This is a genomic window from Thermococcus radiotolerans, assembly GCF_002214565.1.
GTDB lineage: Archaea > Methanobacteriota_B > Thermococci > Thermococcales > Thermococcaceae > Thermococcus > Thermococcus radiotolerans.
In genome coordinates, this window is record NZ_CP015106.1 from 1,423,565 (window position 1) to 1,449,282 (window position 25,718).

The 25,718-nt window shown below is 54.4% G+C and carries 28 protein-coding genes and 1 tRNA gene; 15 read left to right on the forward strand and 14 right to left on the reverse strand.

Features of this window, described 5'->3' with window-relative positions; translation table 11 throughout:
- Positions 1-38 precede the first annotated feature (38 nt).
- Positions 39-1,292 carry a 23S rRNA (uracil(1939)-C(5))-methyltransferase RlmD gene (gene rlmD / locus A3L10_RS07910; RefSeq protein ID WP_088867107.1) on the reverse strand — a complete coding sequence of 418 codons (1,254 nt, stop codon included), beginning with the start codon at positions 1,290-1,292 and terminating at the stop codon, positions 39-41.
- Between the two features lie 109 nt (positions 1,293-1,401).
- On the opposite strand from rlmD, the gene A3L10_RS07915 reads away from it, so the two are divergent.
- Both A3L10_RS07915 and A3L10_RS07920 read left to right on the forward strand, forming a co-directional pair.
- The gene (locus A3L10_RS07915) at positions 1,402-1,617 is read left to right on the forward strand and encodes a helix-turn-helix domain-containing protein (protein ID WP_088181196.1); all 216 of its coding nucleotides are present in this window, start codon (positions 1,402-1,404) and stop codon (positions 1,615-1,617) included.
- Between the two features lie 53 nt (positions 1,618-1,670).
- The gene (locus A3L10_RS07920; RefSeq protein ID WP_088867108.1) at positions 1,671-2,504 is read left to right on the forward strand and encodes a MinD/ParA family ATP-binding protein; all 834 of its coding nucleotides are present in this window, start codon (positions 1,671-1,673) and stop codon (positions 2,502-2,504) included.
- Here the strand turns inward: A3L10_RS07920 and pyrE are convergent.
- A complete protein-coding gene (gene pyrE, locus A3L10_RS07925) occupies positions 2,460-3,020 on the reverse strand; it encodes an orotate phosphoribosyltransferase (protein ID WP_088867109.1) in 561 nt (186 codons plus the stop codon). The genes A3L10_RS07920 and pyrE overlap by 45 nt on opposite strands.
- A gap of 107 nt (positions 3,021-3,127) precedes the next feature.
- On the opposite strand from pyrE, the gene A3L10_RS07930 reads away from it, so the two are divergent.
- A complete protein-coding gene (locus tag A3L10_RS07930; RefSeq protein WP_088867110.1) occupies positions 3,128-3,871 on the forward strand; it encodes a PrsW family glutamic-type intramembrane protease in 744 nt (247 codons plus the stop codon).
- Here A3L10_RS07930 and A3L10_RS07935 read toward each other — a convergent pair.
- Positions 3,855-5,534, reverse strand: coding sequence for an ATP-dependent DNA ligase (locus A3L10_RS07935; protein ID WP_088867111.1), 1,680 nt, complete (start codon positions 5,532-5,534; stop codon positions 3,855-3,857). The genes A3L10_RS07930 and A3L10_RS07935 overlap by 17 nt on opposite strands.
- 85 nt (positions 5,535-5,619) lie before the next feature.
- Between A3L10_RS07935 and A3L10_RS07940 the strand changes: the two genes are divergently transcribed.
- Positions 5,620-6,021 carry a HEPN domain-containing protein gene (locus tag A3L10_RS07940; protein ID WP_088867112.1) on the forward strand — a complete coding sequence of 134 codons (402 nt, stop codon included), beginning with the start codon at positions 5,620-5,622 and terminating at the stop codon, positions 6,019-6,021.
- The gene (locus A3L10_RS07945) at positions 5,997-6,302 is read left to right on the forward strand and encodes a nucleotidyltransferase domain-containing protein (RefSeq protein ID WP_014013154.1); all 306 of its coding nucleotides are present in this window, start codon (positions 5,997-5,999) and stop codon (positions 6,300-6,302) included. The genes A3L10_RS07940 and A3L10_RS07945 overlap by 25 nt, the downstream gene beginning before the upstream one ends.
- On the opposite strand, the gene A3L10_RS07950 is transcribed toward A3L10_RS07945, so the two are convergent.
- The 4 genes from A3L10_RS07950 to A3L10_RS07965 all read right to left on the reverse strand — a co-directional run bounded on the left by A3L10_RS07950 (position 6,299) and on the right by A3L10_RS07965 (position 10,133).
- A complete protein-coding gene (locus A3L10_RS07950; protein WP_088867113.1) occupies positions 6,299-7,201 on the reverse strand; it encodes a pantoate kinase in 903 nt (300 codons plus the stop codon). The two genes, A3L10_RS07945 and A3L10_RS07950, sit on opposite strands and share 4 nt — an antisense overlap.
- A gap of 68 nt (positions 7,202-7,269) precedes the next feature.
- Positions 7,270-8,865: a Na+/H+ antiporter NhaC family protein gene (locus A3L10_RS07955; protein WP_088867114.1), complete on the reverse strand. Its 1,596-nt coding sequence runs from the start codon at positions 8,863-8,865 to the stop codon at positions 7,270-7,272.
- A 311-nt stretch (positions 8,866-9,176) separates the two neighbouring features.
- Entirely contained in the window at positions 9,177-9,764 is a 588-nt protein-coding gene (gene udg, locus A3L10_RS07960) for a type-4 uracil-DNA glycosylase (RefSeq protein ID WP_088867115.1), read from the reverse strand.
- Positions 9,765-9,773: 9 nt separating this feature from the next.
- Complete coding sequence (locus tag A3L10_RS07965; RefSeq protein WP_088181204.1) at positions 9,774-10,133, reverse strand: hypothetical protein; 360 nt, start codon at positions 10,131-10,133, stop codon at positions 9,774-9,776.
- A gap of 159 nt (positions 10,134-10,292) precedes the next feature.
- On the opposite strand from A3L10_RS07965, the gene tes reads away from it, so the two are divergent.
- Positions 10,293-12,065, forward strand: a complete 1,773-nt coding sequence (gene tes, locus A3L10_RS07970; protein ID WP_088867116.1) for a tetraether lipid synthase Tes — start codon at positions 10,293-10,295, stop codon at positions 12,063-12,065.
- 9 nt (positions 12,066-12,074) lie between these two features.
- Complete coding sequence (locus A3L10_RS07975) at positions 12,075-12,380, forward strand: DUF3213 domain-containing protein (protein WP_088867117.1); 306 nt, start codon at positions 12,075-12,077, stop codon at positions 12,378-12,380.
- Positions 12,381-12,390: 10 nt separating this feature from the next.
- Here A3L10_RS07975 and A3L10_RS07980 read toward each other — a convergent pair whose 3' ends face one another.
- Positions 12,391-13,857, reverse strand: coding sequence for a DUF2139 domain-containing protein (locus tag A3L10_RS07980; RefSeq protein ID WP_088867118.1), 1,467 nt, complete (start codon positions 13,855-13,857; stop codon positions 12,391-12,393).
- An 80-nt stretch (positions 13,858-13,937) separates the two neighbouring features.
- Here A3L10_RS07980 and A3L10_RS07985 point away from each other — a divergent pair, with 80 nt between their 5' ends.
- Together A3L10_RS07985 and A3L10_RS07990 are read left to right on the forward strand one after the other, a co-directional pair.
- On the forward strand, positions 13,938-14,285 hold the full coding sequence (locus A3L10_RS07985) for a CidA/LrgA family protein (protein WP_088867119.1): 348 nt from the start codon (positions 13,938-13,940) through the stop codon (positions 14,283-14,285).
- Complete coding sequence (locus tag A3L10_RS07990; RefSeq protein ID WP_088867120.1) at positions 14,282-14,956, forward strand: CidB/LrgB family autolysis modulator; 675 nt, start codon at positions 14,282-14,284, stop codon at positions 14,954-14,956. Before A3L10_RS07985 ends, A3L10_RS07990 begins: the two co-directional genes overlap by 4 nt.
- Here A3L10_RS07990 and A3L10_RS07995 read toward each other — a convergent pair.
- Together A3L10_RS07995 and A3L10_RS08000 are read right to left on the reverse strand one after the other, a co-directional pair.
- Complete coding sequence (locus tag A3L10_RS07995; protein WP_088867121.1) at positions 14,918-15,361, reverse strand: Tfx family DNA-binding protein; 444 nt, start codon at positions 15,359-15,361, stop codon at positions 14,918-14,920. The genes A3L10_RS07990 and A3L10_RS07995 overlap by 39 nt on opposite strands.
- 176 nt (positions 15,362-15,537) lie before the next feature.
- Positions 15,538-15,615: transfer RNA gene (locus A3L10_RS08000), tRNA-Tyr, on the reverse strand.
- Positions 15,616-15,691: 76 nt separating this feature from the next.
- Here A3L10_RS08000 and A3L10_RS08005 point away from each other — a divergent pair.
- On the forward strand, positions 15,692-16,273 hold the full coding sequence (locus tag A3L10_RS08005; RefSeq protein ID WP_088867122.1) for a hypothetical protein: 582 nt from the start codon (positions 15,692-15,694) through the stop codon (positions 16,271-16,273).
- Positions 16,270-16,830 (forward strand): aldolase, encoded by a 561-nt coding sequence (locus A3L10_RS08010; protein ID WP_088867123.1) that lies wholly within the window; start codon positions 16,270-16,272, stop codon positions 16,828-16,830. The genes A3L10_RS08005 and A3L10_RS08010 overlap by 4 nt, the downstream gene beginning before the upstream one ends.
- 46 nt (positions 16,831-16,876) lie before the next feature.
- Here A3L10_RS08010 and A3L10_RS08015 read toward each other — a convergent pair whose 3' ends face one another.
- Both A3L10_RS08015 and cobO read right to left on the reverse strand, forming a co-directional pair.
- Entirely contained in the window at positions 16,877-17,128 is a 252-nt protein-coding gene (locus tag A3L10_RS08015; RefSeq protein WP_014013138.1) for a UPF0147 family protein, read from the reverse strand.
- Positions 17,129-17,242: 114 nt separating this feature from the next.
- Entirely contained in the window at positions 17,243-17,770 is a 528-nt protein-coding gene (gene cobO, locus A3L10_RS08020; RefSeq protein WP_088867124.1) for a cob(I)yrinic acid a,c-diamide adenosyltransferase, read from the reverse strand.
- Positions 17,771-17,925: 155 nt separating this feature from the next.
- On the opposite strand from cobO, the gene hsdR reads away from it, so the two are divergent.
- From hsdR to A3L10_RS08035, 3 genes are read left to right on the forward strand one after another with little or no spacing between them, the layout of a single operon-like run.
- Positions 17,926-20,454: an EcoAI/FtnUII family type I restriction enzme subunit R gene (gene hsdR, locus A3L10_RS08025; protein ID WP_088867125.1), complete on the forward strand. Its 2,529-nt coding sequence runs from the start codon at positions 17,926-17,928 to the stop codon at positions 20,452-20,454.
- Between the two features lie 3 nt (positions 20,455-20,457).
- Positions 20,458-21,954, forward strand: a complete 1,497-nt coding sequence (locus A3L10_RS08030; protein WP_088867126.1) for a class I SAM-dependent DNA methyltransferase — start codon at positions 20,458-20,460, stop codon at positions 21,952-21,954.
- Positions 21,951-23,270 (forward strand): restriction endonuclease subunit S, encoded by a 1,320-nt coding sequence (locus A3L10_RS08035; RefSeq protein ID WP_088867127.1) that lies wholly within the window; start codon positions 21,951-21,953, stop codon positions 23,268-23,270. Before A3L10_RS08030 ends, A3L10_RS08035 begins: the two co-directional genes overlap by 4 nt.
- A gap of 14 nt (positions 23,271-23,284) precedes the next feature.
- On the opposite strand, the gene A3L10_RS08040 is transcribed toward A3L10_RS08035, so the two are convergent.
- A complete protein-coding gene (locus tag A3L10_RS08040) occupies positions 23,285-23,803 on the reverse strand; it encodes a TBP family protein (protein ID WP_088867128.1) in 519 nt (172 codons plus the stop codon).
- A 94-nt stretch (positions 23,804-23,897) separates the two neighbouring features.
- On the opposite strand from A3L10_RS08040, the gene A3L10_RS08045 reads away from it, so the two are divergent.
- Positions 23,898-24,329: an EVE domain-containing protein gene (locus tag A3L10_RS08045; RefSeq protein ID WP_088867129.1), complete on the forward strand. Its 432-nt coding sequence runs from the start codon at positions 23,898-23,900 to the stop codon at positions 24,327-24,329.
- A gap of 24 nt (positions 24,330-24,353) precedes the next feature.
- On the opposite strand, the gene A3L10_RS08050 is transcribed toward A3L10_RS08045, so the two are convergent.
- Positions 24,354-25,208: a hypothetical protein gene (locus A3L10_RS08050; RefSeq protein WP_088867130.1), complete on the reverse strand. Its 855-nt coding sequence runs from the start codon at positions 25,206-25,208 to the stop codon at positions 24,354-24,356.
- Between the last annotated feature and the right edge of the window lie 510 nt (positions 25,209-25,718).

A 25,718-nucleotide genomic window follows, 5' to 3' on the forward strand; every position in this document is an offset into this window, starting at 1 on the left:
CTAGGTATATTAAGTTTTTGAACCTATTGGTTCTAAAGTTAAACCTTGAGTTTAAGTTTGACAACCGTCTCCACGTGGGGCGTGTGCGGGAACATGTCAATTCCCACTGCGGTTTCTAGAGAGTAAATTCCTACCAGTTCATCGAGGTTGGCCTTGAGGGTCTTTGGATTGCAGGAGACGTAAACGATGCTTTGCGGTTTGTCTTTTAAGATTTTCTTTATCAGTTTGGGATGCAACCCCGCCCTTGGCGGATCAACTATTATCGTCTCGTATTCCGAAAGATTTTCGACGTCCTTGTCCTCGCCGACCCTGAAGGTCGCATCAACGCCGTTCAGCTCGACGTTCTTCCTAGCCATCTCCACCGCGAAGGGGTTGACCTCGATTCCCTCCACGTCGAAGCCCCTCTTGGCGAGGTAGATGCCGAAGGTCCCAACGCCGGAGTACAGGTCGAGGACTTTCCCGCCATCGACCAGTTCGGCCACCTTCCTAACCAGCGTTACGGCCTGGTGGCTGTTCGTCTGGAAGAAGCTGTTGGGATGTATCAGGTAGGTCACGTCATCGAGCCTCTCCCTTATGAACTCGCTTCCCCAGAAGCGCTCTATCTCGCCGTAGGAGACGTCGCTGGGGGTTCTGTTGACGCTCCAGTAGACGGAGGTCGCGTAGTCGAAGTATTCCGGGAACTCCTGGGGGAGCTCGCCCTCCGAGGTAACTAGGTTAACCATCAGCTCGCCCGTGAACTTGCCCTCACGGATGACGATGTACCTGAGGAAGCCTTCGTTCCCCCGTATCTCATAGAGGCTCGGTCTGAAGTCCTCGATGAACTCCCTAAGGGAGCGGAGGACCCTTCCGCTGGACTCGCCGAAGACGGGGCACCACTCGATGTCAACCGCGTCCCACCAGGTTCCGCGCCTTCTGAAGCCTATTCCTCTCGTCGAAATGACAACATCAATGCGATTTCTATGACCGTATATCCATGGGGATGGGATAACCTCGACATCAAAGCCCAAAATCTTGGATAGCTTGTCGGATTTAAACCTAACCTGCTCCGTGTAGGGAATGTGCTGGAGGAGGCAACCACCGCACGTTCCGAAGTATGGGCACTTGGGCTCGGTTCTGTTTGGGGAGGGCTCCACGACGTCAAAATCCGTGGCTATGAGCGTTCTCTTCCTCCTCCGCCATCTCCTAACTTCCACGACGTCACCCGGTGCGGTGAACGGAACGTGAATCTCCCTTTTCCCCAGCCTCACAACGCCCAGACCTTCCAGGTCAAGCCTTTCGACGACTCCCCGCATGGTTTTTCATCCAGCGGGCGCCTTATAAACCTGCCCTTCGTACATGTGCCAAACCCGCCCCCAGAAGGTTTATTTAGTAGGAGGAAGTAATTAGATATCGGTGCCCTTGATGTTCGGCAGGCGTAAGGATGTTGTTTACAAAACCCTTGCTACCAAGAAGAGGGCCGTGGCGCTTCAGACGTTGAGCGCCGAGCTTGAGACTCCAATGCCTGCGGTTCTCAAAACCGTTAAGCAGCTTGAATCCGACGGCCTAGTGGAGGTCTTCTACGGCCAGAAGAAGGCTTCAATAATGGTCAAGGCCAAGACCATAGAGGATTACCTCTGATTCCTTTCAATAATTTTTGCCTGAGAATAACAAGGACGGACGGAGGGCTAGAGGTGGTATCAGTCGTTATAACTGGAAGGGGCGGTGCAGGGAAGACCACCATGACCGCCAATCTAAGCACCTACTTCTCCAAGAACGGTTACAAAACGCTTGTCATAGACGGTGACCTGTACCTGCCAAAGCTCGCCTTTCATTTCGGCATATACAACCCCGTCTACAACCTCCATACCCTTCTAAAGAACCCGGACATGCGGGTTCTCAACGCGGTGTATCATGATGTGAACACCGGCGTTGACGTTCTTCCCGGAAGTTCAAGGCTGTACGACGTTCTTGACCTCGACAACAAGCGCCTCAGGAACATAGTGAGGGAAATCTCGGCCAGATACAAGCTGACGATAATAGACTCCCCCGTCGGCATACCCTTCGACACCATATCGACGTTCAGGCTCGCCCAGTACCAGCTCATCATACTCGAGATAGAGCGCTGCCCGATACACTCGGTACACAAGATGGTGGAGAACGAGGTCATCAAGCTGAAGGCCCTGGGAGAGGCCTACGGCCTGAAGGTGGGCGTCATCCTCAACAAGGTCAGGGAATCCTCGGCCAACATCGACGACGTGGTGGACTTCCTCGAGTACAGCGTCGACGTTCCCGTCGTCGGCATAATACCCTACGACTACAAGGTTCCGGAGGCAACGAACATGGGGCGGCCGGTTCTGGACTACGCGCCGCACGCACCCGCTTCAAAGGCCATAAGCGAGGCAGGCTCGGTTCTCGACGAGTGGATATTCGGAAGGAAGAAAAGAGACGGCCTCCTCTACAGGCTCTACGAGGCTATAATCTCATTCCTCCACTCCGGCAGAGCCCCTGCGGGCAAAAAGCTCTGAAACCGTGACCAGGGGTATGAACCGGTACCTCTCCCCGATTCTCCCGCCGGCTCCTTCCTCCCTGTCGACCACCACGCTTATTGCCACTATCTCCGCTCCAGCCTTCTCTAGAACCTCGGCCGCGCGCAGTACACTTCCACCGGTGGTCGTCACGTCCTCGACCAGGAAAATCTTCTCGCCGGGCTTTACCTCTCCCTCGATCTGGCTCCCGGTGCCGTGTCCCTTGGGCTTCTTGCGGACTATGACGAGGGGCTTTTCGGTTTCCAGCGATAGGGCCGTCGCTATCGGCACAGCTCCAAGCTCTGGGCCGGCGACGCGGTCGAACTCGATGCCAAGGGCCTTGGCCCTCTCCGCCATCAGCCTCGCGATTATCCTCAGCGCCATGGGATTCGTGGAGAGCTTCTTGACGTTGATGTAGTAGTCGCTCTCCCTGCCGGAGGTGAGAACGAAGCGACCGAAGAGGATGGCCTCCTCGGTGAAGAACATGTCGATGAGCCGGGCCTTCGCGTCCTTCATTTTGAACACCTTCGTGTAAAGTTCTTGGCAGTTTCAGAGGTAAATCCACATCGAATTTAAAAAAGTTGGGGCCAACGTTAATAAGGTGGAAGAGTGAAGAAAGTACCATGCTCACACCGGAGAAGGTCATCGAGTACTACTTCGGAATCATAACCGTAGTCGGGGGCCTGTCCGTTCTGCTGGCGATCAAGTACACCCTCCAGAGGTGGCGCTCCTTCCCGGAGAGCGGCTGGAAGGTTCCGGGATTCGCCCTCGGCATCCTTGGCCTCGTCATAGCCTCTGTCCTTGAGGCACCATTACTGTTCCTCAAAACGTGGATTGCCCTGGCCTTCGCGGCGGGGATAATCGAGGAGTCGGTGAAGCTCCTGCCCATGAAGTTCTTCGAGCGTTCGCCGGAATGGGAAAAGTGGAAGCTCGTCATAGGCGCGGGTCTCTTCCTGGGCGTTGTGGAGGGGATATTCTACACCGCGGGAATCTTCGCCCTCAACCAGCCGGCGTACCTCGTTGGGGTCAGAATCGTCCTCATGGGACTTCACGCCATCTGGGCGGCCATCACGATAGGCTTCCTGCTCGGCGAGAGGGGATGGAAGCGCTTTGCCGGACTGGCGTTCTCGATGATCGCACACACCCTCTACGACCTTCCCTCCCTGGCGATGGTGGACGGGTATTCCGGAAACGTGGTCGCGTACCTCGCTGGACTCTCAACGGGCCTCCTGCTGGCCACCCCGCTAATGGCTAAGAAGGCCGCGGAGCTTGCCGGAAGACTGGTTCCGAAGGAGGGTGAAAAGTCGGACGAAGTGCGGGAAAACTTTGAAGAAACGAAAGAAAACGAGGTCACCTCTTCGCCTTGAACCTCTCCTGGAACTCGTAGAGCTGGGCTATGCGCTCGATCGTGTCCGCCTCCTCGGGACTCTTGTCCTCCCTCAAAGCGACGTAGCGCGGGAAGCGAAGGGCAAAGCCGCTCTCGTACTTCGGGCTCTTCTGTATCTCCTGGTAGGTGACCTGGATAACGACCTTCGGCTCTATCTCGACGTACTTGCCCTCCTCGCGGACTATGAGGGGCTTGAGCATCTTGGTGAACTCGGCCAGGTCTTCATCGGTGAAGCCGCTCCCGACCTTTCCAACCGGGACGAACTGGCCGCTGTGCGGGTCGAAGGCCGCAACCAGGAAGGAGCCTAGGAGGTGTGCGCGCCTTCCCTCTCCCCATTCGGCGCCGATTATGACGAGGTCGAGGTCCTCCATCGTGGGCTTTATCTTGAGCCACTTCTTGCCCCTGTTTCCGGGCTCGTAAACCGAATCCAGGCGCTTCGCCATCAGGCCCTCGTGGCCGAGCTCAAGGGCGCGCTGATAGAACTCCTCAGCCTCGTCGGCGCTGGTGGTTACCAGCTGTTCAGCCAGCCTTATCCTCTCGTTCTGGGAGATTATCTCCTCCAGCTTCTTCCTGCGCTCGGAGAAGGGCGTGTCTATCATCCCATCGCCGTCAACGTAGAGGACGTCGAAGAGGTTCAGCTCGAGGGGGATCTTCTCTATCATCTCCTCGATGTTGTACTTTCTCCTGAAGCGCCTCAGCACGTACTGGAAGGGCCTGGGCTTCCCGCCCTCGCCGACGGCAACGAGTTCACCCTCCACGATGGCCTTCTCGGGCTTTACGCTCTCCAGGACGGCATCAACAACCTCCGGGATGGACTTCGTCACGTTCTCCAGCCTGCGGGAGTATATAACGACCCTGTCGCCGTCTTTGTGAACCTGAACGCGTGCTCCATCGTACTTTATCTCGAACGCCGCCTTTCCGCCCATCTCTACCAAAGCTTCCTTCACGTTGGCCGCGTTCTGGGCGAGCATCGGCCTTATGGGCTTGCCCACCTGGATTCTGACCTTTGAGAGGCCCTCGTTGCCCTTGAGCTTGGCCACCCTCGCGACGTAGCCGAAGTCGCTCGTGAGCATGTAAGCCCTCTCGACGAGCTCGGCCTTGACTCCAAAGGCGCTCGCTATGGCGTCCCTCATGAGTCCCTCCGCAACGCCGGTGCGCATGGTTCCGAGAACCGTCCTGGCGAGATACTTGCCCTCCTCCGGCTGGGCGTCCATGAAGAGGTTGGCGAGGTACTTCAGCTTCCTGTCCTGACTTCCCTGCCCGCTGGCCTCGGCTATCTTCACGAAGGTGTTGTAAACGCGCTTTATGGTCAGCGGCTGAGAGAAGAAGCTCTTCTGTTTTTTCTTCTCCAGGGCCAGGGCAACGCTCTCACCGAGGTCGCCGGTGTCCCTCACGGAGTTCTCTATCTCCCGCTCGGGAACGCCGGTAGCCATGGAAACGGCCTTTATGAGGAGCTTCTCGCCGACCCCAAGCTCTCTCTCGTCCCAGTCAGGGAAGACCTTTCCGAGGATGAGGTAGGGGATTATATCAAGGAGTTCATCGGGTGCCTTCTTGAGAAAATCGGAGACGAATTTGGTCTTGAGGGTCTTGAGGGTCGTTTTTTCCAGGCGCCTGTAGAGGTCGGCCAGTTCGGCGTATTTCATCTTCACCACCTGAATGGAGTTAGGAGGAAGGGGGATAAAAGGGTATTGGGTTAGTGTTAAATATCTAAAAAGCGTATGACGAACCATGAAGGGAGAGGAGATAACAAGAGAGTTAGAAGTCGCTGAGGAGGAGCTTTCATCAGCCCAAATTCTCTATGAGCATGGAAAGTACCGGGACGCCATAAGCAGGGCATACTACTCAATGTTCCACTCCGCGAGAGCCCTCCTGTTAATTAAGGGTATAACCCCAAAGAAGCACTCAGGAACCCTCTCGATGCTTGGGATGAGCTACATCAAGGAAGGACTACTGGACGAATACTATGGAAAGGCCTTCACAAAGGCGTTTCAGATGAGAAGTCAAGCCGACTACAACGTTATGTACACCCCGTCCAGAGAGGAAGCCGAAGAAATCCTCGATTTAGCTCTAGAGTTCCTTGAAAAAGCCCAGGAGCTGGTGTCAGGATGGATTCGAGGAGAAGAGCGTTAGAGGAATTTCTGGGTTTCCTAAGGGAAAACTTTGAAGGACGCATTGAGGGAGTCTACCTTTTCGGCTCCTATGCGAGGGGGGACTACACCGAAGAGAGCGACGTTGACCTGCTCGTAGTCGGAGACGTGTCCCTAGATGAGCTGATAGATGGGATCTTTGAAGTATTGATGAAACACGGAGTAGTTCTCAACGTTATCGTGGAAAAACGGGAGGAGTTTGAGCGGTGGAGAGAAACCTCGTTCCACCGCACCGTTCTAAACGAGGGAATAAGGGTTTACTAACCAACCCACCTGCCAACCTTCGGCCTGCCCTCGTGGATTCCGGTCACGTCGTAGGGCAGGTTGAGGTCGGAGAGGAGGGTTATGGCATTCTCCACCTCGTCCTCCCTGAGAAGGGCGAAGAGACCCCTTCCAAGCATTATCATGGAGCTGGGGGTGGAAATAACTTTGTCCAGTTCCCTCGCCAGCTCAAGGAGTTCACCGCTAAGGAGGCCGGTTTTCTCCGCGAATTCCCTCGCAAGGATCATCATCCTCTCAGGCCCCGGTTCCAGGAGGAGCTTCTCAAGGGCCTCCCTCCCCTCGCGCTCTATGGCATCCACGATGTCGCCGTCCAGAACTTCCCTGGTTGAGAGCCTGCCCAGGGGGACGACGAGAACGCGGTAATCCTCGAAGAAGAGATTGTCAACGACGCCAACGCCCGGGCCGCCGGCCTTGACGCGAACCTCTATCCCTCCGGCCAGTTGACCCACAACGTCGCCGAGGCCGCCCCTGTTGAGGACCTCATGCCGGTGGGCCACCTGGGCAGCTTTAAGCCACGTCCCCCCGAAGGCGTAGCTCAACGCTAAAGCCGTCCCCAGGGCACCTCCGGCGCTGTTGCCGAAGCCGTGGCCGTTCGGAAAGTCGAAGTACTGCCAAATCTCAACTTCCCCGATGAAGTCATCCGGAACCAGCTCGTCCGCGACGGAGTAGCTTATTATCGCCCTTTTTCTCTCAACCGGTTCGCCGTTGAAGGCGACGTGTATGTGCCTCTCAAGGGTACCGGTTTCTATGCTCGCGAAGACGTTGACGCCCTTGTCTAGGTTCACCCCGGCCCCAAGGGAGCCGGCTCTAAGCGGGTCATCGTGAAATCTGGGAACGAAGAACGCCGTTATGTGGGCCGGAACGAAGGTTCTGACGAGCAACCTCTCACCTCCGAGAAAAGTGCGCCCTTGGCCTTTTAAAAGTGGCGAGAAAAGGGAAAAGGAAAGGTTCACTCCTCGGCCACGTACACCGGGACCTTTCCGTGCGGTATGCCGTACTTCTTGCCGTACCACTCGCTGAGGACGTACCAGGCGCCGACGAGGAGGATCAGGCCGAGCGGCAGGAGTACCGCCCAGCTGTGGACGCCGAAGCCAAAGAGCAGGTAGAGGAATATTCCGACGCTCGACGCTGTTACGGCGTACGGCACCTGCGTTGTGACGTGGTCTATGTGGTCCGAACCGGAGAACATGGAACTCATGATGGTCGTATCGCTGATCGGTGAGCAGTGGTCGCCGAAGATACCGCCGGCGAAGACCGCACCGATGGCCGCGAAGACCTCCGGGCCGACGTAGCCGGTAACTCCGTAGGCGAGCGGTATGGCGATGGGCAGCATGATGCTGAAGGTTCCCCAGCTCGTTCCGGTCGTGAAGGAGATGAACATGGCGATGAGGAACACTATCAGCGGCACCCAGCTTCCGCTCACACCGGCGCTCTTGGCGAGGTCAACGATGTACGGGGCGGTCCCGACGGCGTCGGTGGCGCTCTTGATGCTCCAGGCCAAGAGCAGTATCGTGTTGGCTATGACCATCTGCTTCATACCGCGGACGATGGCGTCCTCGGCCTCCTCGATGGTCATGCGCTTCATGGCCAGGACGAGGAAGAAGGCAACCACGACCATGGCGAAGGAACCCCAGAGGAGCGCCAGTGCCGAGTCGGAGTTTCCGAGGACCTCCATGAGACCGCCCTCAGCGTAGGCCGCGCCACCGCCGCCGGTGTACCACATGCCGTAGAGGGTGACGAATATGAGCGTCAGTATAGGCCATATGAAGATGTGGACGCTGCCGTCCTCCTTCGGCATGCCGAGGTCAATCTCGGTGGTCATGAGCGGCTTCGCACCGTCGCGGAGGACTTTGCCCTCGGTCCTGGCGCGGTACTCGGCGTGGAGCATCGGGCCGTAGTGCCTGTGGGTGAAGGCCACGATGAAGACCAGTATTATCGCGAGTATCGAGTAGAACCTGAAGGGAACGCTGTGCATCCAGGCGACGTAGGCGCCGTAGTCAACGTTGAGGTCCTTGAATGCATCACCGATGAGGCCGACCTCGTAGCCTATCCAGGTCGAGACCAGAGCCAGTCCCGCAACCGGCGCTGCCGTTGAGTCGTCTATGTAGGCGAGCATTTCACGGGAAACGCGGGTCCTGTCGGTGATGGGCCTCATGGTGTTACCGACGATGATGGTGTTGGTGTAGTCATCGAAGAATATGAGCACGCCGAGGAGCCATCCCATCATCGCGGCGCCGCGGCTGCTGCGCACTTTGCTCGCCAGGGCGCGACCTATCGCCATCGCTCCTCCGGACTTGTATATGAGTCCCACGCCCGCACCGATGAGGAAGTCGAAGAGCAGTATCTTGACGTTCCAGTCATCGATGGCGTTGCCGACTATCCAGTCGAGGGTTTGGGTGGTTCCCGTCACCGGGTTCCAGCCGGAGACCATTACGCCTCCAATCCAGACACCGGCGAACAGAGCCAGGATAACCCTCTTAGTCCATATCGCCAAGATAATAGCCACCAGGGGTGGCAGCAGAGACAGTACTCCGAAATCCGACACAGTTTCACCCCCACCTAAATATCATGCCTTGGAATCCTTGGGTGCAATATAAGGTTTCCTGAAAAGTTTTTGACACAATGACATGTTTTCGAAAATCCCGTGGGCCGTTTCCATACATCTGAATCGAATTTCTTGCGTTCTGGTGAACACTGGTGTATCCCTGCATTAATGCATGCTCTCAGGTACAATAATGCGCACCAATACCATAAAAATCTTTCCCAGAAAAAGCTTCAGGAAAGGGGCTTTGAGGCTTAAAAAACGCTAAATACGGACGACTCACTCGGAAGAGTATTTGAAAATTGAAGGGCCTTTCATGGTTGACCCTCTATCAGCTCTTTAAGCCTCCTGAAGTCCTTCCTCAGCTCCTCCTTCAGGGGAGGTCTGTAGAGGGCAACGGCCGGGTGGTACATCGGCATTATGACGAATCTTCCGAAGAGCGTGTGGGCCTCGAAGGTTTTTCCGTGTATTTTGCTTATGGGCTCGGCCTCGAATCCGAACTTCTCGAGGATGTACCTCATGGAGTGCCTTCCGAGGGGGACTATGACCTTCGGCCTGATTATGTCTATCTGCCTGTCGAGGTAGGGTGAGCAGGCTTTGATTTCCTCCTCGGTGGGGTCGCGGTTCTCAGGCGGGCGGCACTTGACTATGTTGGTTATGTAGACCTCCTCCCTGCTTAGGCCTATCTCGGCCAGGAGTTCGTCGAGTATCTTTCCAGCCCTGCCGACGAAGGGCAGGCCCTTCTGGTCCTCCCAATAGCCTGGTGCTTCGCCGACGAACATCACTTTGGCGTCGTAGCTCCCGGAGCCGGGGACGGCGTGGGTTCTGAGCTTTCCGAGGGGGCATTTCTGACAGTTTCTTATACGTTCCTCGAGCTTTCTCATGGCCTCTTCCTTTCCCATGGAAACACCTCATTTCTTGAGTGCTAGCGTTTTCTGGGCGAGGTAGGCGTTGAGGAACTCAACCCAGGCCGTGTAGTAGCCCTTCTCGTACTCGTCGCGGAACTCGTGCTCGAGGATTCCCTGGAAGTGTTCCAGGAGCTTCTCGGCCTTCTCCCTGTCGTGCTCGTTTACGAGCTGGACTATGAGCGCATCGGTGTCGTTGTCCTTGAGGGCGCTCATGAAGCCGTTTATTGCCTTTCCGTAGCCCCTTCCCCACTCGTCGGAGCCCGCCATCTTCTGGAGCTTCTCGAGGTGGGCCTTGGCCTTGGTGAAGTCCCTCCTGAGCAGGGCGCGGAGGAACATCTCCATCCTCATTTCTCTCGCTGGCATCTCACCACCGGGATAATTTTGACGGCGTGCTTTTAACCCTTAGCCCAGTACCCAGATGTGGGGCAGAGATATGCAGGAAAATCTTCATATTTACGCAAAAGTTTTTATACCTGAGAATTGGATAATTGACCAAAGGTGAAAGTTGGAGAGGTGAGTAGAATGGCAGAGAGCGTTGGTGAAGTGCCCAGCGGCGAAAAGGAATTTGCCGAATCCACGAGAAGGATCAGGGACATAATCGAGTTCCCTGAGATCAGTGAGGAGCAGTTCGAGGAGATGCTCAGGAAGGCCAGCAGAACGTACGGTGGGCCGCTGCCGCACAGAACGTACTCCCTCTGTCCGGAGACAAGAAGGGTCGTTCCGGCCCTCGTATGGGAGAAGGATGGTAAGGTGTGGATAACGAAGCGCTGTCCCGAGGGCATGATAACCGATGTATATTATGAGGATGTTGAGCAGTACTACAGGTTCCAGAAGTGGAAGTTCGACTTCAAGCTCATGAGTGCCAACGTTGACGCTTCCGGCGTCAATTGTCCCTTGGACTGCGGTCTCTGCGCGAGGCACCGCTCGCACACCAATTTGCTCAACATAGTGCTCACCAACCGCTGCAATCTAAGCTGCTGGTACTGCTTCTTCTACGCCAAGGAGGGACAGCCGATATACGAACCAACCCTAGAGCAGATTCGTATGATGCTCCGCAATGCCAAGAAGGAGTACCCCGTTGGGGCCAACGCCGTCCAGTTCACCGGCGGCGAGCCGACGCTCAGGGAGGACCTCGTCGAGATAATCAAAATCGCGAAGGAAGAGGGTTACGATCACGTCCAGCTCAACACGGATGGAATAAAGCTCGCCTTTGAGCCGGAGCTGGTCAAGGCGGTAAGGCAGGCCGGTGTTAACGTTCTCTACTTGAGTTACGATGGAATGACGCCTCAGACCAACTGGAAGAATCACTGGGAGATTCCGCTCATATTTGAGAACGTGAGAAAGGCGAAGGGGCCGAGCATAGTCCTAGTGCCGACTACTATAAGGAACGTTAACGACCATGAGCTCGGCGCGATAATCAACTTCGGCCTGAACCACCTCGATATCGTTAGGGGCGTTAACTTCCAGCCGATTTCCCTCGTTGGCAGGGTTCCAAAGAAGGAGCGCCAGCGCTTTAGGATAACCATACCCGGTGCTATAAAGCGCATCGAGGAGCAGACGAACGGGGCCATAGTCATGGAAGACTGGTACCCGATTCCGATCGCTGGCCACATAGCCAGGTTCTTCGAGGCCTTCACTGGCTCGCGCTACTACATGACCAGCCACTACTGCTGCGGCGCGGCGACCTACATCTTCCTCGACAGAAAGAAGAAACGTGTCGTTCCAATAAGCAGGTTCCTCGACGTCGAAGGATTCGTAGAGTACCTGGAGAGCAAGGCGGAGGAGATAGAGCAGTGGAAGACCCTCGGAAGGCTCCAGAAGCTCAAGCTCGGCGCGGAGATATTCATGAAGTTCAAGAGCTTCTACGACGAGAAGTACGCTCCGGAGGGCATCGGCGTCCTCGAACTCATAAAGAACGCCTTCATGCACGGAAACTACGACGCCCTCGGAAAGTTCCACACCAACGCCCTATTCCTCGGAATGATGCACTTCATGGACGAGTACAACTACGACGTCGAGAGGGTTGAGCGCTGCGTCATTCACTACGCCATGCCCGACGGCAGGATAGTGCCCTTCTGTACCTTCAACGTGATTCCGGAGCTCTACAGGGACAAGGTGCAGGACCAGTTCAGCTACACCTGGGAGGAGTGGAAGGCCATGCACCCGGACTGGGAGTACCAGAAGGACAAGTACATCAGAACCAAGGAGTTCGTCGAGCGGATGAAGAACAGCGAGATTTACCGGAAGACGTACATCGACATAGAGGACTACTTTGGGACAAACCCCAGGGAGTGAGGTGGTAGAATGACGGTCAGGCCGGAGAAGAGGCTTACCAAACTGGTCCTCAGATTTGGAAGCATAGACTGGGAGAGGGCAATGGGCAAGCAGTACGAGCTCCTGAAGGACGAGAGGGTCTGGAGGGCGTTCATCAACGGCTACGCCAAGAACGGCTTCGTGGTATTCGATGAGGAGGCCCTTCCGAGGGAGGAGCTCCTAGAAAAGCTCAGCGAGCTAAAGCCGGAGATAAAGAGGGAGGAGACCGTAACCGTTGGGGAACTCATAGAATCCAGCTACTCGTGGAACAACCTCCTCGGAAGAATGGAATCGTAAAGGGGAAGGCTCAGCGGAGCTCTATTCTTACCTTCCCCCTCATATCCGGTTTTTCCAGTTCGAAGCTCACGATGCCGCTGAATGAGCTCAGGTCGAGCACGTTCTTTCCGGCCCTCACGTCGAAGGTTTCGCTCACTGCCTCCCCAGCCGGCAGTGCCAGATCGTACTCGTGAACGGTCAGCCTGTTGTCCCCGCTCAGGTAGAGAACCATCCTCGGCTCGCGGTAGCCGTCCAGCGGGATTCCGCCGAAGGTTCCGGCGCCCAGGTTCTTCGCCATGCCCGGGAGTGCCAGCGGGAGGGAGAAGCTCACCGCGGGGGGCTTTTCCTGGAGTATCTTCTCGTCGAGAACCACTATGTCCCTGGCCCCGGTGTCGAAGGGCGTCGCCTCGGTCGCGCCCGTGTTGGGTGCCGTGTTGGTCGCCACCAGGAGCTTCCCGTCCATCTTCTCTATGCTCGTGACCCTGGCGCCAAAGGCCCCTACTATCTTGACCATCGGCGGGGCAACGTAGAGGAGAACACTGGGGCCGGTTATGGTGTTCGTTGCCGCCCACTCCATGCCGACGTTGGCTGAGTCCCTTCTATAAACCGCGTCGTGGTGGGCGTTGTAGGCTGTGAGGATGCCTCCCCCGACGTTTATCGCGTTCACCCTGAACGGGGCGTAGAAGGTGTAGAACTCGAAGAGGCGGAAAAAGCGGAAGTCCTCACCCATGAAGGGGTTTCCTGCAATTATTCCACCGCGAACGAAGGCGAAGGCCCTGTTGTAGGCACTCGCCAGCGGGCCGTACTCGGGCCTTATGTAGGGCCGCCCGTCGACGCTCTCACCAAGCTTGAAGGTCTGCCATCTGCCCTCTATCAGGTCCAGAGCCCTTATCTCCCTCAGGCCCTCCGTGAAGTTGCTGCCGATGCCGAAGAAGGCCGTATCGTGAACTATCGTCCCCTTGAGGGACGGCTCGTGGATGAGGGGTTTAGCCTTCCCGGTTCTCCTATCAAGGGCGTAGACGCCGAGGTTTGCATGCCCGTCCTCCCTCGCGATGAGGAGCCTGTCGTTGGCGGGGTCGTATAGGATATCGCTCACCTCACCGGCCCAGTCGGTCTCGTGGTGAATGGAATCCTTCCAGAGCAGCCTTATGGAGTCGTTCTCGGTGTCGTAGACGTGGACGTGGGAGTACTTGTTGTGGAAGAGTATCCTCCCCTCCTCGCGGTAAACGGCCGGCGCGTGAACCCAGCCACCGAAGTAGATGAACTCGTCAACCGTCTCGACCGCGTTGTACGTGTCGCCGCCGCTGGTCGGAGCCTCGCCAAGGAGGGTGAAGTCGTAGGTCTTTTCCTCGCCGCTCTTCACGTCTGTGAAGTGGGCATCGGCCTCGAAGGCCAGCGTGAAGTAGAGCGTTCCGTTGTGGTATTTGAGTCCAAAAATTCCACCGCTGCCCCACTCGGGGCCGTACCTTGGGGGGAATCTATAGTCCCTGAGGAGCATGGAACCACCCGCCCCTACTCGACCCCGAACCTTATTGACCTTTCGGGAGGCTTTTATAGGTGGAGCGCCTAGCTTAGAGCATGAGGCCCTACCGAGGACTGGCGATAATCTTCGGCTTCTACGCACTGGGTGAGTTCGCCAGTTTTGCCCTCAACCTGACGATCCCTGGGAGCGTGCTCGGCATGCTCTTCCTCCTAGCGGCACTCCTCACGGGTGCCATCAGACTGGAATGGGTGGAAGGTGAGGCCGAGCTGTTCGTCAGGAACATGAGCGTCATGTTCGTTCCCCCAGGAGTGGGGATAGTCACCTACATCGGCCTCATAAAGAGCCAAGCGGTGCCGATATTCGTCGCCTTGATACTGAGCTTCCTGGTTACGCTGGTCGTCACCGCGAAGACGGTTGAACTCCTCAGGAGGGGCGAGGAATGAATCCACTCGGAATAACGCTCACCCTCGTTGTCTTCTACCTGTTCTCGGAGCTCCACGCCAGGAAAAGGGCCTTCTATACCAACCCGGTTCTCCTCTCCATAATCACGATAGCGGTCATCCTCAGGTGGTTCGGAATCCCCTACGGGAGCTACATGGACAGCGCGGTTATACTCAAGTTCCTGCTCGGACCGGCGGTTGTGAGTCTGGCAGTTCCGGTCTACAAGGGCAGGGAAACCATAAAGGCCTACGCGAAGGAGATAACGCTTGGGATAGCCGTCGGCGGAACGGTCGCCATCCTCAGCGCCTTCTACATCGCCGAACTCCTCGGCGGAAGCGAGGAGGTTCTCCTCAGCATAGCCCCGAAGAGCGTTACCACGGCAATAGCTATAGGCATAAGCGAGAAGATAGGGGGCATTCCAGCATTAACCGCGGTTCTCGTGATACTGACCGGGATAATGGGGAACGCCCTCGGCCCAGAGCTTCTCGGCCTGGCGAGGGTGAGGGACAGAATAGCCAGGGGACTGGCAATGGGAGTCAGCTCCCACGGTCTCGGGACGGCGAGGATAATCCTTGAAGACGAGCTGGCGGGGGCGGTGAGCGGCCTGGCCATGGCCCTGAACGGCGTCTTCACGTCACTCCTGCTTCCCTACCTTATCGAAGTCCTCAAGTAGGCACTCGCTTATCCTCAGCCTGTCCTTGGCGTCAAGGAAGAGAGTGAAGTCGCGCTTCGCTATCCTGTCGCTTATTGGAGCGTGCTCCACGAGAAAGGCTATCACCTCGGCGGTGCTGTAGGGAACCTTAACCTTGAGCTCGTCAGCCTTCCGGAAGAGCCTCTCCGGGACGTTGAAGATGTCTTCTCCCTTCTTCACGTCAACGCTTATCTTGGAGTTTATCTGCTCCCAGATGAGGATTGTGTTCCTGGCCTTCTCTATCTTCTCAAGGGCGCGCCTCTCGAGGATGCTTATGTTGGCCCTGCTCGTGCCCAGCATCTCTGCGATCTCGCTCTGCTTCAACCCCTTCGCTCGCAGGCGGAGTATCCTAATCTGCTGCTCGGTGAGAAAGCTCCGGTTCCCCATTTTTAAACACCAAAGTTTAACATGGCGCCAAAGATTAAAAAGTTTTTTCTCGTGGGGATGGGGGTCAAACTCAGCGTGTTGTAAGGGGATAAGAACCAGAGCAATTGGAGCAAAGGCTCACAGAGACGGGAAATCCAACGGTTTGAAGCTCTCAGAAAAGGCCGTTAGAATTCTGGTGGTCCCGCGGCCCGGATTTGAACCGGGGACCTGCGGATCTACAGTCCGCCGCCGCTCCCAGGCTAGGCTACCGCGGGACCCTACAGTCAGCCCGTTCCATAGTGCCCCGGGTAGGTTTATAAATTTTTCTCCCGACTCTGGAGTGGTGGGAACATGAAGCTCTACGAACCCGTTACACTCGCCATGCCGCTCGCAAAGGAAATCGGAGAGTTCATAAGACGCGAGGGTAAGCTGCCAAGCGGCGACGAGCTTCGCGAGATTCTGAAGGGCCTCGGCCTCGAGGAGGGCTGCCTCGATCGCGGACTGGCCCTCTACCGGAGCAGGTTCGTCATAGCCCTGGCATTTCCCAGGGGGGAGACCGTAGTGGTGGACGCCATCTCCTCCAGCGGTGAGCTCAGCGACGCCCTGGAGGTCATAGCCTACCACGACAGAAAGCTCGGGGCCTTCGTGGTCGAGATTCTCCCGACCAACGACCTCGAATACGAGGGCAACGTCGGCATCGAGCCGATAATCGTGGACGAGAAGACCCTCGAACTGGAGAGCAACCCGGTTCTGGGCCACTTCGAGGAGGACGAGGAAGGGCTCTTCCTGGTCATAGAGCGCGAGACCTACGAGCGCTGGAGGGAGGAGGGAGACATCAACATCTGCCCGATATGCGGCGGAGAGCTCGCCTGGAAGGGGGAGAGGGCCTACTGCCAGGACTGCGGCTACGGCGTGAGGGTGGTGAAAGGATGAGCAGGGCCATAAAAACCCAGCTCGTGAAGTATTCCAGGCTAGCCCACGAGAGGGGACTTACCGCGGCGTTTGGCGGAAACCTGAGCATCAGGAAGGGAAACCTCGTCTTCATCAAGGCCACTGGAGCCGTCATGGACGACATGACGGCCGAACAGGTAGCCGTAATCGACATGAGCGGAAGGCAGGTCTCCGGGGTGAGGCCGTCATCGGAGTACAGGCTCCACCTTGCGATTTACGAGAGAAGGCCGGACGTCAAAGCCATAGCGCACCTCCATCCGCCCTACTCCATAGTCGCCTCGACGCTGGTGGAGGGCGAGCTGCCGATAATAACCCCCGAGGCCGAGATTTACCTGAAGAGAATTCCAATAGCCCCGTTCAGGCCGGCTGGAACGCAGGAGCTGGCGGATATCGTTGCCAAAAGCGTGTGCCACTCGGACGCGGCGATAATGGCGAACCACGGCATAGTTACCGTTGGGAAGACCCTTCGGGAGGCGTTCTACAAGGCGGAACTCGTCGAGGAGAGCGCGAAGCTCTGGTACTTAAGCAGAAAAGCCTGACGGCAACACCAGAAACGCAGGGAAATGAGCGGGAAAAGAAAAACGCTCACTTGACCTGCTCAAGGGCACCGAGGACTTCCCAGATGATCGTCCTCGTGTGCATCGGCATGTTCGGGTCCTCGCTTATCTCCTCAAGGATCGCTATGGCATCGGCGGCCCTGACGGCCGGCTCCTTGCTCTCGTCCAGGAGGGCCTCGATGGCCTGCTCGGCGGCGCGCCTTATGTTCCTGGGAACAACGGTGTCCTGAACGACCTGTTCCTTGAGAACCTGCACGATCTGACCGATGAGCTCGCTCATTCTATCACCCCCTTTTCTAAAGAATTGTTACTAAAACTTTCCCGGATTATCTTAAGCTTTCCTAACTAAAAAGCTTTTCGGTCAACGTCGAAATCAGGGGATGAGAAGGGCGCCTCAGAACTCAACGCCCTTCCTCGCGAGGATTCCTCTCTGGTAGGGGTGCTTGACCTCCCGCATCTCCGTCACGTAGTCGGCCAGCTCAAAGAGCTCCTCCGGGCAGTAGCGGCCGGTAAGGACGAGTTCGGTGTGAGGGGCTTTGCTCTTGATGAGCTCCTTGACCTCCTCAACGTCGAGCATTTTGAAACCGAGGGCAACGCAGATTTCGTCGAGGATCACAAGGTCCCATTCGCCGCTCGAGACGACCTCCTTCGCGCGAGCCAGAGCCTTCTTTGCGGCCTCTATGTCGTCCGGCTCGGGCTCTCCGTGGACGAACTTGGGCAGGCCGAAGGACTCTATGACAGCGCCGCATTCGGCTATCTTCTTCTGCTCACCATAAACATCCGGCGCCTTCATGAACTGGAGGATGATGACCCTCCCGCCGGAGCCGAGCATCCTGACGGCCAGGCCAAAGGCGGCAGTTGTCTTCCCCTTTCCGTTGCCGGTGTAGATGTGAACAAGACCGAGCTTGTCTTTCCAGGGCATGTGTATTCACCAAGATGGATATAATTGCCAGGGGTTTTAAGGGTGTTGGAGCATTATATCATGAATAGAAAATAGTAACATCCGCAAAACGGCTCCAAATGCCCAAAAGTAAACGTTATATATCTCGCAAGGTCACAGATTATGGGTTTTGAACCATGGGGAGGTATTCGGATTACAGTGAAGCCGATACGAGAAGCAAGCTGATCGATCCGAAGCTCCACGAGAGTGGATGGGACGAGGATAGAATCAGAAGGGAATACGTCATCTCAGTAGGAAGAATTCTGAACAACGACGGAAGCAGAACATCTCCAAAGAGAGCCGATTACGTTCTATTCTACCCGAACTTCCAAGGACACATAATAGCCGTTGTGGAGGCAAAAAAGGCAAGTGAGGATCCATACTTAGGACTGGAACAGGCGAAAGGGTACGCAAAAGCCCTCGATGCTCCTTTCGCGTACGCCACCAACGGGCTGAAGATAGTTGAGTACGACTTCTTCACGAAGCAAACCAGGGAACTAGACGCGTTTCCTGAACCTGACGAGCTGTGGGAAAGATACACCAAGAGAAAAGGCCTCGACGAGGCAATACGGCGGGCAAAATCAAACCCCCTCGCAGTTCCATTCTACGTTCGCGACAAAAAGCCCCGCTATTACCAGGAGGTCGCCGTTAGGCGCGCGATAGAGGAGATACTCCTCGGGAGAAAGCGCCTACTCCTGACAATGGCGACGGGAAGTGGAAAGACGTTTGTAGCATTTCAGATAGCATGGAAGCTCTACCAGAGCGGCTTTTTGAAAAAGATACTCTTCGTGGTGGATAGGGTCTACCTGCGGGGACAAGCGTACAACGCGTTTGAAGCCTTTGGAAACGCACGCTGGGAGCTCAAGGGGGACAACATCAACTTCGCCAAGGACGTTTATTTTGCCACGTATCAGACTTTGTATTCGGAGAAAAACGGTAAGAAGGTCTACCAGCATTTTGATCCCGATTACTTTGATCTCGTAATAATAGACGAGTGCCACCGCTCGGGCTGGAACAGGTGGCACGATATCCTGAAGTACTTCGGCAACGCGATTCATCTCGGCCTGACTGCAACGCCGAAGAGGAGCGATAACGTTGACGTTTACAAGTACTTTGGTGAGCCAGTCTACGAGTACAAGCTCGCCCAGGGCATAGAGGACGGCTATCTTGCTCCCCCCGAAGAGATCGTAAGGGTTTACACCAACGTGGATAAAGAGGGTAGAATAACATTCAAAGAGCTCAGAAGTGCCGGCGTTCAGCTGGAGATACCGGAGGGAGCAGAGCTTAAGGAGTATTATACCGCAGAAGAATTTGAAAAGAGTATAATCCTGCCCGACAGAACACGGGCCATAGTGAGCTGGATAGCGAAGTTCCTTGAGGATACGGATCCATTTGCCAAGACCGTCATTTTCTGTCCGACTCAGAGACACGCGAGGGAAGTGGCAGCACTCCTAAACAACTATTTCAACCCTAAGTTCCGCGTTGACAACTACGCTTATCCAATAATCTCGGACGACCCCGAGGCCCATCGGGTCCTTAGGAACAGCTTTGCAAACGCGGAAGAACAGTTCCCAGTAGTGGCGACGACCGTTGACGTGCTGAGCACTGGAATAGACGTCCCTCCGATAAGGAACATTATCTTCCTGAAGCACGTCGGCTCGAAGGTCGAGTTCCACCAGATAATAGGGAGGGCTTCGAGGCTGTACGACAGAACCAGAAAGTTCACCTTCAGGATAATAGACTTCACAGGGGCAACGAGGCTCTTCGACAGTTGGGACTTCCCCAAGTTCAAGCCCGACAAGGATCGGCCGACCGATTGGTATCTGAACATGCTCATAGTTGACGATGAGACTCTAAAGCCCATTAAAGGCGCCGACGTTGTGGTTCACGTTAAGCCCGGAAAGCCGGTTCACATCGTTGCGGACGATAGCGGTAGGATTTTCCTCAGCAACGTTCCGAGAGAGGCGGTACTCGTCGATATACGGGCGAGCGGATACAGGCCGAAGAAAACCTATGTCTCGACGTTTCCGAGGCCGGATAATCAAGCAACGGTAACGCTCAGGAAGCTCAAACCCGAGAACAAAGCCCCGATAACGGTAAGGGGCATCAACGTCTACATCCAGGAAGAGAACAAGATAAAGATAGAGATCAAGGGCAACAAGGTTCTTGAGGCCGAGTACGTGAAGTACACCAAGGAGCAGGTGAGGAGGAGGGTCACCAGCTTAACAGACCTCAAGAAGATATGGCTGGACAGAAAAGCGAGGCTCAGATTCAAGGAAGATCTGAAAAAAGCGGGCATAGACCTCAAGCTGCTCTCGCTCATCGAGAAGGTTCCGGAGGCGGATGAGTTCGACCTTCTCGCCAATCTGCTCTTCGATGCCCCGATAGTTTCGAGGGACGAGAGGGCGCACCTGTTCCTTGAGCTGAAGAAGGAGTTCATGGACAAGTTCGGCGAGAAGGGCAGGGAAATAATCCTCGACCTCATAGACCACTACCGCCTCTACGGCCTGAGCGAGATTGAGGACCCAAGGGTTTTTGAACTTCCGGAGTTCAAGGCCTACGGTGGGCTGAAGGGCATTGCCAAGCTGTTCGGCGGAGGGAAAGGCCTCCGCAAAGTCCTGGAGGAGATTGAAAAAGGCCTGTACGCCGATTTAATGGAGGGATGATTAATGGAGAGGCAGACCCTTGCGAATAGAATCGAGCACATCTACGAGATAATGCGAGCTGAAGGACTTTCAATTCTCGATTACGTTGAACAACTCTCATGGATGCTTTTTCTTAAAATTCTAAGCGATCGTGAGGAGGATAGGAAGCTTAAAGCCGAGCTGAGGGGCGAGAGGTACAGGCCGGTGATAAAGGAGGAGTACCTCTTCCACAACTGGCCGAAGCGCTTCGGCGTTGACAGCCTGAAGAAGGTGAAGGACGTAAAGGCGTTCTACGACTTCATAGCGAACGAGCTCTGGCCCTACCTCAGCTCCCTCGGCGGGAGCGACGAGCTCAACAAGATAGGGGAGATATTCTCCAACGTCACGCTCAAGGTTCACGACCCCCACAACCTTCTTGAGATATTCCAAAACCTTGAGGACATCAGAACCGACGAGGAAGACACCCAGATAATGTCCCAGCTCTACGAGGAAACCCTGATGCTCATGGGCCGTGAGGGAGGAGCGGCCGGCGAGTACTATACCCCCAGGCCCATCGTGAGGTTCATGGTTAAGGTCGTTGATCCAAAGATTGGGGAAACCGTGTTCGACCCCTTCTGCGGCTCCGGCGGTTTCTTGGTGGAGGCCTACAACCACATGTACGAGCAGGCCAAAACGGCGGAAGACCTCAGGAAGCTTGAGAAGGCCTTCCACGGCCAGGAGCTGAAGTCCCAGCCATACCTCATAGCCAACATGAACACCCTTCTCCATGGAGTTAACGCGAAGCTCGTGAAGACCGACACCTTCAGCGAGGACCTGCACAATCCGGGCGAACTTTACGATGTAATCCTAACCAACCCTCCCTTCGGCGGGAAGATAAAGGAGTCCAACCTCCAGAACCTCATAGTCAGAACCCGCTCGACGGAGCTTGCCGCTCTCCAGTATGTCATGAGGAAAGTGAAGCCAGGAGGCAAGGTTGGAATAGTCCTGCCGGATGGAGTTCTCTCCAACGTTACCAAAGCCTACGTAAGGGTTAGAAAAGACCTCCTCGAAAAGAACAACGTCTTCGCGATAGTCAGCCTTCCCCAGGGAGCCTTCGCCAACATCTCGCCCAAGGGAGGAAGCGGGCCAAAGACGAGCCTTCTTTTCTTCGAGCGCGGAAAGCCGACGAAGGAGATCTGGTACTACGAGCTTGTCCCGCCCAACGGGAAAAACTACACGAGGGCAAACCCGATTAAGGACGAAGACCTTAACGATGCACTCCAGAAGTTCGAGGCCTGGAAGAAGTACCTCGAAACCGGCGACGAGGAGTGGAAAAAGAAAGCCCTCTCCGAGAACTCTTGGATAGTCAGCATAGACGACGTTAAAGAGAGGGACTACGATTTGAGCGCGAGGAACCCGAACAGGAAGCTAACGATAGAGTACCCGGCGCCCGAAGAAATAATAACGAGCCTTGAGGAAAAGGAGAAGAGGATAAGCGAGCTTCTGGCTGAGATCAAGTCCGTCCTCGGTGAGAAACCATGAAAGAAAAGCCGCTCACTGAGTTCATGGGTTCAAAGAAGGGCGCCAAAGAGCACAAGGAGAAACCCGCGAAGCCGAAGGTCGCGGGTCTGAAAGGACCGTGGAAGTTGCCAGAAGGGTGGAGATGGGTGAGGCTGGGAGATGTTGCTGGAATTCGTGGAAACTCAGGAGTAAAGAAAAAACTATTGCAATTTAACAGTATCGCATTCATTCCAATGGAGCTAATCCCTGAAAAAGGAGTTTTCTCAAGGTACGAACTTAGAGAATCAACAAACATAAAGAGTTATTCCTATGCAGAGCCGGGGGATATCCTCTTAGCCAAAATAACACCATCGTTCGAAAATGGAAAGCAGGGGATAGTACCCAAAAACGTACCGAATAATTTTGCGCTGGCAACAACTGAAGTTTATCCAATATATATAGAGAATAACCTGCTCGACAGAATGTATCTGTTTTACATTCTAAAAAGCAAGTATGCAAGAAAAACCCTCGAAGACCAAATGCTAGGAACAACGGGAAGACAGAGAGTACCTAAAGAAGCCGTGCTAAAACTCAAAATCCCACTCCCACCCCTCGAAGAACAAAAACGCATCGTCGCCAAGCTCGACGAAATAAGCAAGCGCCTTGAGGAGGCGAAGCGCCACGCTAGGGAAGCGAGGGAGGAAGCGGAAAAGCTGATGGCTTCCGCTCTGCACGAGGTCTTTTCGAAGGCGGAGGAGATGGGCTGGGAGTGGGTGAGGCTTGGAGAGATAGCTAGACATGAAATGGGAGGAACTCCGAGAAAAGATAATAGAGAATATTGGGAAAATGGAGAGATTCCGTGGATAACGGCTAGTGAAATCCCTACAGACTCAAAATATGTAACTACATATCGCTTTCTCATAACAAAGAAAGCTCTTGAAGAAAGTAATACAAAATTGGCTATGTCGGGTGATATTCTTTTAGTTACAACAGCAAGCATAGGAAAAATTGCGATTGCGTCTTTTAATGTTGCAGTAAATCAACAAATAACAATAATTTCAACCAAAAATGAGGAGAAAGCAAAAAATGATTACCTATATTATGCAATCAAGTACTTTTTCCCAATTGAGTTCAATATAGTTACTAGAGGTGCTGCTCAGTTACATATAAACCAAAAAATGATTAAGCGGTTCAAAATCGCCCTCCCTCCCCTCGAAGAACAAAAACGCATCGTTACCTACCTCGACGCCGTCAGCGAGCGCGCCCAAAAGCTTGTCAGGCTCTATGGGGAGCGGGAAAAGGAGCTTGAGCAACTCTTCCCCGCGATACTTGACAGGGCGTTTAGGGGTGAGTTGTAAAACAAAAGTCCCGTTCAGACTAGTACCCAGGTTTTTACCTTTTCAATTGCTTTTTCAACTTCCTCCAAGCTTTTGGCCCCAACAATAACAAAGCGTCCACTGCTGAAGAGCAGGAGTGTTATGCTTCCCCGAAGTTTAACTATAAGGCCCGGAAACTGTTCAGGATTGTACTCAACATTTGGAAGCTTCAAGGCAAGGGTTTCCAAAGCAAAGGTCCGATGAAAATCCCCACTAATAACCAAATTCCTGATTTGAGGTTTTTGAACCTTAGAGGGGTCTATATAAGGAGCAAGATACTTAACCAAACCTCTAAATGAGGTCTCAATGTCCTCTAAACGTTTAATGCCCGGGATTATGTATTTGCCACTCCGATAAATTGTTACAGTTAACCCATTATCGAGCTTTAGGTAACCCCCATGGTAATATTCGGGGTCATAGAAAAAATTATCCAAGGTAACTAAGGATTCAAGGTTTAACGGCGTCCCAAGATGGCCCGAAACAACTATGTTAGCTATTTTGTATTCTATGTCCATTGGTACCAACACAATCTCCTATCCAGACCTTTTAATTCTTTATGCGAGGGAAACCGTTATGGGGACCTCAACTAAATTCCTACGGTGAACCCCTATGACCTACTGGCTCTGTATCACCAACCGCGACAACTGGGAGGTTGTCAAAAAGAAGAACATCTGGGGCGTGGCAAAGAGGCACAAGAACACCATCGCCAAAGTCAAGCCAGGTGATAAGCTCGTCTTCTACGTCAAGCAGGAACGGAAGAACAAAGAAGTTCTCGAACCCAAGATCGTCGGCATTTTCGAAGTCGTTAGCGAGCCTTACACCGACTCAACAAAGATATTCAAGAGTCCCCCACATCTTCATGAGACTTACCCACTCAGGATTAAGATTAAGCCAATAAAGCTCGGCGAACTCGACTTCAAGCCGCTCATTCCAAAGCTCAACTTCATCACAAACAAGAAGCGCTGGAGCGGCCACCTGATGGGCAGAGCTATGCGCAAGATCCCGGAGGAGGATTACAAACTGATTGAAGGCCTGCTTTGACCTTTTTCATATTGCCTCTGGCAATCATGACAGCGACTTCTTCTTGGCCTCACGATTCGCGATGAATATAGCGACTTTAAGTCTCTGCTTTTTATCAAGGATACCCTTAGTGAACCTGAATGTAGCAATAGCTTCCCGTAACTGCGTCTTTAACTGTTCATTCTCCCGTTCCAATTCTTTGAGTTGAGCTTCTAGCAACACATTCTCTACCATAAGTTTGGTGACCTTGTCGGGATCAGAGGCATCCATGAGTCTCTTGAGGCCATTCCGAATCTCGTTGAAGAAAGCATTCGGATCATTAACCGCAGGGAGAAGCTTCTCAACATCTATGTATCCGCGCTGAATTAGCAAAAGGAAAACCATCTCACCGAGTTTGGCATATACTTCCCTCTCTACAAGCACATCTTTCAATTCCTCACTAAGTACACGTGCAATGGTTTGGTCCACTTCTTTGAAAGTTGTTGTCTTTGCACTGTAACCGAGTTCGACTCTGCTCACGTTCCGGTCTTGAGACCTCTTTACAGGAACAATGGCCCTGGGGGAAATCGAAGTTTTGGTACTTCTCGGCCCCCGCTCCGAAGGGGTTGAAGACTCTTTGACTTTATCAAGCTCCCACTCCTTCTGATATTCCTCAAACGCTGCTATTAACCGCTCCCAAGCCGCCTTGGCCGTGTTCTTGTGGTGTCCAGATTTCTTTCCAGCTTCCCTGAACGACTCCGACGTGTAAAGATATTTGACTGTTTCCCACTGGGCGAGAGTTAGTGCCTCAGGATAATGCCTAGAAAGCCACTCTACAAACTCCAAGGGTGGCAAGGCTTCCTTCCAAGACCCTGGGGCAACCTCTGGAACGGAAGGATGACTACGCCCGCTGTCCTCCACGGATGGTTCTCCAGGTGGGTTTTCACGAGGAGCCCCCTCTCTCGTGCTATCACCCCAATTAAAGATCCGACGTCATCATTTAAACCCTTTATGCAGAGTGCAAGATTCAGAGGTCGATGCGACGCTGGGCACATCGGGCACGGTGGGCACCCGGCTCAACATGCCTGTGTCAACCATTCACATTCGCCCTCTCGTTTGTCATTTCACTGGATATCGGGGCAAGGAGGGCAGAGGTATACAGTCTTCCCGCGTGAAAGTTTCATGCAGGAAATAGGGGGGAGGGTGAACGCATAGTATGCCCACGTGCCCACCATGCCCACTTTGCCCACAATCAATACAGCAACAACACTGGGTATTAAAGAGAGGAGTTTTGGGAAAGGTTAACATTAAACCCGAACTTTTTGCAAGTTTTGCTTTTATTCTGGCGTCCGTTGGACGTCCTGAGAGAGCGAAACACTGTAGGACTGTCAATTAAAGAGCAAACCACTTAGAAGACAAGCATTTCAAAAT

Bases quoted from the DNA above. Each gene is read 5' to 3' on its own strand.
- A3L10_RS07945 (WP_014013154.1), top strand. From the start codon at position 5,997: ATGGATTCGAGGAGAAGAGCGTTAGAGGAATTTCTGGGTTTCCTAAGG.
- A3L10_RS07940 (WP_088867112.1), top strand. From the start codon at position 5,620: ATGAAGGGAGAGGAGATAACAAGAGAGTTAGAAGTCGCTGAGGAGGAG.
- tes (WP_088867116.1), top strand. From the start codon at position 10,293: ATGGCAGAGAGCGTTGGTGAAGTGCCCAGCGGCGAAAAGGAATTTGCC.
- A3L10_RS07975 (WP_088867117.1), top strand. From the start codon at position 12,075: ATGACGGTCAGGCCGGAGAAGAGGCTTACCAAACTGGTCCTCAGATTT.
- A3L10_RS08015 (WP_014013138.1), bottom strand. From the start codon at position 17,128: ATGAGCGAGCTCATCGGTCAGATCGTGCAGGTTCTCAAGGAACAGGTC.
- A3L10_RS08030 (WP_088867126.1), top strand. From the start codon at position 20,458: ATGGAGAGGCAGACCCTTGCGAATAGAATCGAGCACATCTACGAGATA.
- hsdR (WP_088867125.1), top strand. From the start codon at position 17,926: ATGGGGAGGTATTCGGATTACAGTGAAGCCGATACGAGAAGCAAGCTG.
- A3L10_RS07985 (WP_088867119.1), top strand. From the start codon at position 13,938: ATGAGGCCCTACCGAGGACTGGCGATAATCTTCGGCTTCTACGCACTG.
- udg (WP_088867115.1), bottom strand. From the start codon at position 9,764: ATGGGAAAGGAAGAGGCCATGAGAAAGCTCGAGGAACGTATAAGAAAC.
- A3L10_RS08035 (WP_088867127.1), top strand. From the start codon at position 21,951: ATGAAAGAAAAGCCGCTCACTGAGTTCATGGGTTCAAAGAAGGGCGCC.
- A3L10_RS08045 (WP_088867129.1), top strand. From the start codon at position 23,898: ATGACCTACTGGCTCTGTATCACCAACCGCGACAACTGGGAGGTTGTC.
- A3L10_RS08005 (WP_088867122.1), top strand. From the start codon at position 15,692: ATGAAGCTCTACGAACCCGTTACACTCGCCATGCCGCTCGCAAAGGAA.
- A3L10_RS08010 (WP_088867123.1), top strand. From the start codon at position 16,270: ATGAGCAGGGCCATAAAAACCCAGCTCGTGAAGTATTCCAGGCTAGCC.
- pyrE (WP_088867109.1), bottom strand. From the start codon at position 3,020: ATGAAGGACGCGAAGGCCCGGCTCATCGACATGTTCTTCACCGAGGAG.
- A3L10_RS07990 (WP_088867120.1), top strand. From the start codon at position 14,282: ATGAATCCACTCGGAATAACGCTCACCCTCGTTGTCTTCTACCTGTTC.
- A3L10_RS08040 (WP_088867128.1), bottom strand. From the start codon at position 23,803: ATGGACATAGAATACAAAATAGCTAACATAGTTGTTTCGGGCCATCTT.
- A3L10_RS07930 (WP_088867110.1), top strand. From the start codon at position 3,128: ATGCTCACACCGGAGAAGGTCATCGAGTACTACTTCGGAATCATAACC.
- cobO (WP_088867124.1), bottom strand. From the start codon at position 17,770: ATGCCCTGGAAAGACAAGCTCGGTCTTGTTCACATCTACACCGGCAAC.
- A3L10_RS07965 (WP_088181204.1), bottom strand. From the start codon at position 10,133: ATGCCAGCGAGAGAAATGAGGATGGAGATGTTCCTCCGCGCCCTGCTC.
- A3L10_RS07935 (WP_088867111.1), bottom strand. From the start codon at position 5,534: ATGAAATACGCCGAACTGGCCGACCTCTACAGGCGCCTGGAAAAAACG.
- A3L10_RS07980 (WP_088867118.1), bottom strand. From the start codon at position 13,857: ATGCTCCTCAGGGACTATAGATTCCCCCCAAGGTACGGCCCCGAGTGG.
- A3L10_RS07915 (WP_088181196.1), top strand. From the start codon at position 1,402: ATGTTCGGCAGGCGTAAGGATGTTGTTTACAAAACCCTTGCTACCAAG.
- A3L10_RS07995 (WP_088867121.1), bottom strand. From the start codon at position 15,361: ATGGGGAACCGGAGCTTTCTCACCGAGCAGCAGATTAGGATACTCCGC.
- rlmD (WP_088867107.1), bottom strand. From the start codon at position 1,292: ATGCGGGGAGTCGTCGAAAGGCTTGACCTGGAAGGTCTGGGCGTTGTG.